Origin of the sequence: Kribbella sancticallisti (assembly GCF_039530625.1) — a bacterium.
Classification (GTDB): domain Bacteria; phylum Actinomycetota; class Actinomycetes; order Propionibacteriales; family Kribbellaceae; genus Kribbella; species Kribbella sancticallisti.
The window spans coordinates 1-6,050 of record NZ_BAAAOS010000043.1 but is presented as its reverse complement, the minus strand read 5'-3'; the positions used below and the strand labels follow the sequence as shown (position 1 = coordinate 6,050).

Genomic DNA, 6,050 nt, shown 5'->3' with positions numbered 1-6,050 from the left:
GACAAGCGCCGCTGTTGCCGCCGTGACCGTTCACCAGGACCAGCCGTTGCGCGCCGGACGCCGCTGCCGATCGCGCGAGGTCGATCAACACCGCCTGCATGGTCTCGGCCGTCAGGGACAGCGTCCCACCGAAAGGTAGATGATGGTCGGAGGCGCCGAACGCCACCGGTGGGGTGATCACCAGCGGGCGAGCCGACCGCTGCGCGGCATCGAAGGCGGCCCGTTCGGTGATGCTCTGGGCGAGGAACCAGTCCGTACCGGTCGCCAGGTGCGGCCCATGCTGCTCGGTCGCCCCGACGGGTAACAGGACGAGTGCCTCGGGCAGCAACTCCGCCAGTCTCTCGCGGTTCGACTCATGCCACCGCACAACCGTCATCGGCTCTCTCCTGACGCTCGGGTCGCGATCTCCTCCGCGGTGCGGAGTGCAGCGATCCCATCGGCCAGTGAGGGCTCCGCTCTGCCGCCGGCGTGCAGCGCCACGAAGCGCTCGACCTGCCGATCGAAACACCGCGCGGTCCTGTCACCCTCGAACGAGACGGCTTCCGCGTCGTTGAGCATGAGAGTGAAGTCGACGCCGTCCAGTACTGCGTGGCCGCGGTCGCCGAGCACAGTGACCTCACAGCGCGGCAGCGAATCCGTCATCCACCCGAACTCCACCAGGGCGACATGCCCACCCGGGTAGACCAGCCTGGCTCCGACCAGGTTCGGCGCGGGGAGGTCCGCCGCGGTTCGCAGGCTCCAGGCTCCCTCGATCCGCTCGACCTGGCCTTGGAGTAGGTAGCTCAGCCAATCGAACACATGGGCGCCCTCATGGATCACGGGCATGCCTCGCTCGAGCGTGGCGAGCATCCGTTTGGTGTGCTCGGCGTCATCCGGACGGCGTTGCTCGTCGTAGATGTGCGCCCGCACCAGCAACGGCGAACCGAGAACGCCGTCGGCGATCCATCCGGCCAAGGTCTGGATGGCCGGATCATGCCGGTAGGTGAGCCCGACCTGCACCCGGGCACGCTCGGCCGCGGACAACTGGGCGTACACGGCAGCCGCCTCGACGGAGGTCGCCACCGGCTTCTCAGCGAGCACATACAACCCGGCCCTGGCGGCCCGGACGACCAGGTCCGGAGTGACCCAAGGCGGCGTAGCAAACACGACACCATCCACTCCAGCAGCCAGCACATCGTCAAGCCCCGAGCCCACCTCGTACCAAGGAACCCCCCGTCGCCCGGGGCCGCTGCCGTACTCTGCGGCCGCCCTTCTGCGCTCAGGGGAGACGTCGGCCAGCAGCGCGATCTCGATCGCCGGGTGGCGCTCCAACGCGGGCAGATGGGCCCCGAGACCAATGTCCCCGAGCCCGAGCAACGCCACCAGCATCGCGACCTTACCTTCAGAATATCGGAGATAATTTCCAATATAGGAATCGTATGGTGCCCTTCGATCGAGTGCAAGACCTGGCCACACCAATTTGGGCACGGTCGCCGGCCGGCGACCGGCGTCGAGGCGTGGTCCGGCCGCCCGCGGTCCGCAAACCCCTCGACCGGCCGCAGGCGAGGTCAGAAGACTGGTGCGGCGGTGTCTGGGGAGCCCAGTCGGTGCGAGATGGTGTGGGCCAGTTCGATCAGGCCGGCTTGGACGGCTTCGCGCTTCCTGCCGCCGAGGTCCTTGGCGAATCCTGTCACACCGACGGCACCTGCGACATTGCCCGACGCATCGAAGAACGGCGTGGCGACGCAGGCGATATCGGCCTGCTCCTCCTGGTCTTCAAGGGCATAACCATGCTTGCGAACCCCGACGAGCTCCTCCTGGAACTCCTCCTTCGTTCCTGCGAGCGCCTGCGGCCCGTGACCTGGCGCCAACTGGGACAGCAGCGGGGTCAACTCGGCCTCCCGGAGATGGGCCGCGATCGCCTTACCCAGGGCGGTCAGATTGTACGGCGCTACCTTGCCCGGGTACGTGTCGAACTGGATGAACCCGGGCATCGCGGCCTTCGCGACGTAAACCACTGACGCGCCTGTGAGGACGCCGATGTGGACCGGCATGCCGACCAGATCGGCGAGGTCGCGCATCTCCCGCTGGGCGACCGAGGACAGGTCGACCTTGCGGACCAGTTGGGTGGCGAGCCCGTACAGCCGCAGAGTCGGCCGCCAGAAGTGGCTGCGGCCGACGATTCGGCGGCTGGCGTATTCGCGCTGCTCGAGGGTGTAGACAATCGACGCGCAGGTGGCGAGGGGGATGTTCGCCTTCTGTGCGAGCGCAGTCAGGGTGAGGTCTTCCTCGGAGCTCACCAGCGTCTCCAAGATCGTCAGTGTCCTGGAGGCCGCAGGCGAGGGCGACCGCTCACCGTTCATGAATCTGCACCCTTCGACCGGTCCGATATATAGGAAATACCTACAGATTACCGGATATAGGCCGCTTCTCCCACGGCCCCGTCGCCAAGGCGGGCGCCCTCGCAGGTCGCGCGCCGCTGCTGGCGGTCAGCGGCGAGCTGGATCATCCGGCGCTGCGTGCCGATGCCCCACATCCCGTCGAAACTTCGGGGGATCGGTCCGACTGCCGTCGATCTCCGGGTTGGCGCATCCGCTCGCCGAGGAGTCTGGCATCGGCCCCGCGCCACAGTTGCCCTGGCTCGCGAGGTGGACGCTGGCCTGACCGCGTGGTAGTGACGCCATCTCGCGGATGCTGGTTAGGGCCATGTCGGTGCCCTGCTCGGTCGCGACGTTTGGCCGTTGAGCTGGGCCATCAGGTCGGGGAGTCGATACGGCGGGTCAGCGGTCTTCCTGGTTGGTGGCCGGCGGTATCCTGAGCTGGGTGAGGCGGTCGAGGTTGTCCTCGAGCGTCCAGGTCTCAGCGATCCGGCCGTCGCTGATGCGGTAGCGGTTGACTTCGTCGACGGCGACGAATCGGCGGCCTGTGGGTGGGTGGCCGAGCCAGGTGCCGGTGTGGGTGGCGGTGCAGGTGAAGCGCCCGATCACGACGTCGCCCTCGGCGACGAGCTCGATGGTGTCCATGTGGACGTCGGGGAACGACGTCCGAAACGGCGCGATCCAGTGCCGGGCTGCTGCGGCTTGGTCGGGGGTGTAGAGGTCGTCGATGAGGTCGAGGTTGCCGCCGTTGAGGACTTCGTCGACCAGGCGCTGCACGACGGCTTTGTTCGCCGCGAGATCCGCGTCGCCGCTGGGTGCACGGGTCATGAGGCGTTCCGTGGGGCGTACATGATCACGGCGACACCGACCAGGCAGACTGCCGCGCCGAGCACGTCCCACCGGTCGGGGCTGAAGCCGTCGACGAGCACTCCCCAGGCCAGGGAGCCGGCCCCGAAGGTGCCGCCGTACGTGGCCAGGTCGGCCAAGGGCTGCGGGCAGGCCGCAGCGTGGTGGGATCAACACGCTCCACGCCCCGGGCAGATGCGGCGAACAGGTCGTCGAACTCGGCGACCCGGATCGGTTGCTCGACGGTGGGCAGCGTGCAGGAAGCCGGAGGCCAGTCCAGGCCGGCAGCGGAGGTGCTGGTGTCTGAGGTGCACATACCTTGACGATAAACCTGTACCCAAGTGCCAGATACAATCCCGATTTCGGGCTCTCAACCACTCACGCGCGGTGTGGAGTTGAGAGATCGCCCAACACGGATCTACGGCTCGCGCGGTCTGATACCAGCCGCTTGCCTAGGGCAACACCGGCCAAGTGAGCTAACTGCCAGCCGATCTTACGGTCCCCGTCGGGCGGGAACTCGCTCACGCTGCGGGGCAACTGCCCGGCCCGACCCGTAGGCACTACCTGAGGTCCTGGCAGGGCTCGTACAACATGTCGTCGACCTACCGATGAAGGTCCATGCTTCAGGCTGTGGACACTCTGGGGTCGTGGTGTCTACGACACGGGCCGGACTGCCATGTTGGACAAGGCACTATTACGGAGCCGCCTGGTCGCAGGTACGACCAGCAGCAGAGCCGCGCAGATCAAGCCGAGCACGCAGGCGAAGACCATCAACGGACGCGCACCGGTCACCGATGCCAGTGGCCCGGCTAGCGAGCGTCCTAGAGCCATGCAGACCAGAGAACCTGCGACGTCGTAGGCGTACACCCGGTTGAGCATCTCGGAAGGGATCTGCGTCTGCACGGTGGTCGCCCAGATGACCGACCAGAAGGCCAGACCGATCCCGGCCACCGCCCAGCCAACCACCAGTACGACGAGGCTCGGGTGGAGCGTCGGCACGAGCGGGTAGACCGCGAACAAAGCCCAGCCGATTGATCCGAGCGCTAGCGGGCGGCTGCAGCGGACCCGGATAGCCAGCGTACCGCCGAGCGCGCCGCCGAGACCCAGCGCGGCCATCCCGACCCCTAGAGCTGTCGAGTCGAGCTCGGTAGTGACCAGCTCTGCAGCGATCGGGAGCGAGAGGCCGATCACGAAACAGCCGTAGAACAGATAGATCGTGATCACGCTCCACAACCAGGCGCGCGAGCGGAACTCCTGCCAGCCCTCTGCCAACTGCCGCAGGAACGAGACGCCACTGACAGTCGACGTCGGAATCAGCCGCAGAGCGAAGAGACATACCGCGCTGATCGCGTAGGTCGCGGAGTAGAGGGCGAACACGACACTCGGCCCGGACATGCTGACCAGTACGCCGGCCAACGCCGGGCCGAGCACGCCCGCCATCGACTCCGCGATCCGCAGAACTCCGTTGCCCCGTTGGATATCGTTCGACACCTGCGGGACCATGCTGGCGACACCAGGCTGGAACAGTGCGGTGGCAACCCCGCTCAAGAACTGCAGAGTTACGATCACCACGAGCGACGGCGTGCCGAGAGCGAACAGGGCAGCCAACCCCGCCTGGATCACGAAGCGGACCAGGTCGGCGAGGATCATCATCCGGCGCGCGGTGAACCGATCGGCCAGCACGCCACCGAAGAGCATGCACAGCGCGAGCGCTGCCATCCATGAACCGAGCGCATATCCGACGCCGGTGGCGCCGTACCCGGCCTGCAGGACGCCGACCGACAACGCAACCGGCAGCATCGCATCGCCCAGTAGCGAGGTGGTCCTTGCGCCGAAGTAGAGGCGGAAATTCGCGGTCCACAAGGTGGAACCCGTCCTGGGTGCCTGGGTAGCGCTGGTCATCCGCCGACTCCCTTGTTACACATCAGCGGGCGCTGATGTATGAAAGATATCATTGGAGCATGATGTGAGGTCAAGCTTCGGCTGGCCATTGATGCTGGAGGTCGGCCGTGCCCTGAGCTGCGAGGTCGGGCTCTCGCAGCTCGTGCCTTGCCCAGAAAACGTTGGGGGTAACCGGTTCCCGACCGGGAAGCTGTAGGTCGTGTGTGAACGGTCCCGAACGTGCTTCAGGCGATGTCGACTTGGCGTTGCAGCATCTGAGTCAGCCGATCGACGGTAGTCTCCAGATCTTCGTGTGTCGTCTGCGGGTGGGTGACGCACAGTCGGAGGACCGGCCCGGAGCCCAGGTCCGTCGTGAGGACGAGTGCATGACCGTCGTTCAGCATCTCCTCGGCGACGGCGCGCACGATTCGGTCAGCTGCTGGGGAGGAGCCCTCCGGCAGATTTGGCCGGAAGGTCAGTATGCCGAGTTGTGCCGGAGTCACAACCATCCACTGGGGTCGCTCTCGCAGCAACGACTCGGCGTACTCCGCCATGGAGATTCCATGCGCCACGCCGGCGCGCAGAGCGTCCAGGCCGAACACCTGGATGGTCATCCACAGCTTGAGCGCGCGGAAACTGCGTGTAAGTTGAGGACCGTAGTCGTAGAAGTTCACGGGTTCGACACCGCGAGTCTCCGTCAGGTACTCCGCGTGCAGCGAATAGGTCCGGCGAAGTACGTCGGCGTCGCGAACCAGGAGGCAGCCGGCCTCATAAGGCTGAAACCACCACTTGTGCGGGTCGATCGCGATCGAGTCGGCGCGCGAGAGGCCGTGAAGCAATTCCTCACCCTGCTTGGTGAGCACAGCGGCACCGCCGTACGCCGCGTCCACGTGCAGCCAGAGCCCCTTCTCCGCGCAGAGGCCGGCTATCTCGTCGAGTGGATCAACCGCGCCGGTGCTCGTCGTA

General features: G+C 66.4%; 6 protein-coding genes and 1 pseudogene. All 7 read right to left on the bottom strand.

All coding sequences use genetic code 11. The annotated features are described in order from the left end of the window. Window positions 1-376: creatininase family protein (locus ABD255_RS27935; RefSeq protein ID WP_344219141.1), on the bottom strand; the 376-nt coding region annotated here is incomplete at its 3' end. Beyond that, entirely contained in the window at window positions 373-1,368 is a 996-nt protein-coding gene (locus ABD255_RS27930) for a Gfo/Idh/MocA family protein (RefSeq protein WP_344219139.1), read from the bottom strand. The genes ABD255_RS27930 and ABD255_RS27935, both read right to left, overlap by 4 nt. 179 nt (window positions 1,369-1,547) lie before the next feature. After that, a complete protein-coding gene (locus ABD255_RS27925) occupies window positions 1,548-2,342 on the bottom strand; it encodes an IclR family transcriptional regulator (protein ID WP_344219137.1) in 795 nt (264 codons plus the stop codon). Between the two features lie 417 nt (window positions 2,343-2,759). Then, entirely contained in the window at window positions 2,760-3,185 is a 426-nt protein-coding gene (locus ABD255_RS27920; RefSeq protein WP_344219135.1) for an ester cyclase, read from the bottom strand. After that, a pseudogene (locus tag ABD255_RS27915) lies at window positions 3,182-3,334 on the bottom strand (YnfA family protein); the annotation flags it as partial. The gene ABD255_RS27920 and the pseudogene ABD255_RS27915, both read right to left, overlap by 4 nt. A gap of 523 nt (window positions 3,335-3,857) precedes the next feature. Then, window positions 3,858-5,105 carry an MFS transporter gene (locus ABD255_RS27910; RefSeq protein WP_344219133.1) on the bottom strand — a complete coding sequence of 416 codons (1,248 nt, stop codon included), beginning with the start codon at window positions 5,103-5,105 and terminating at the stop codon, window positions 3,858-3,860. A 224-nt stretch (window positions 5,106-5,329) separates the two neighbouring features. Next, the coding region (locus ABD255_RS27905; protein WP_344219131.1) for a pyridoxal phosphate-dependent decarboxylase family protein at window positions 5,330-6,050 on the bottom strand (721 nt) is incomplete at its 5' end.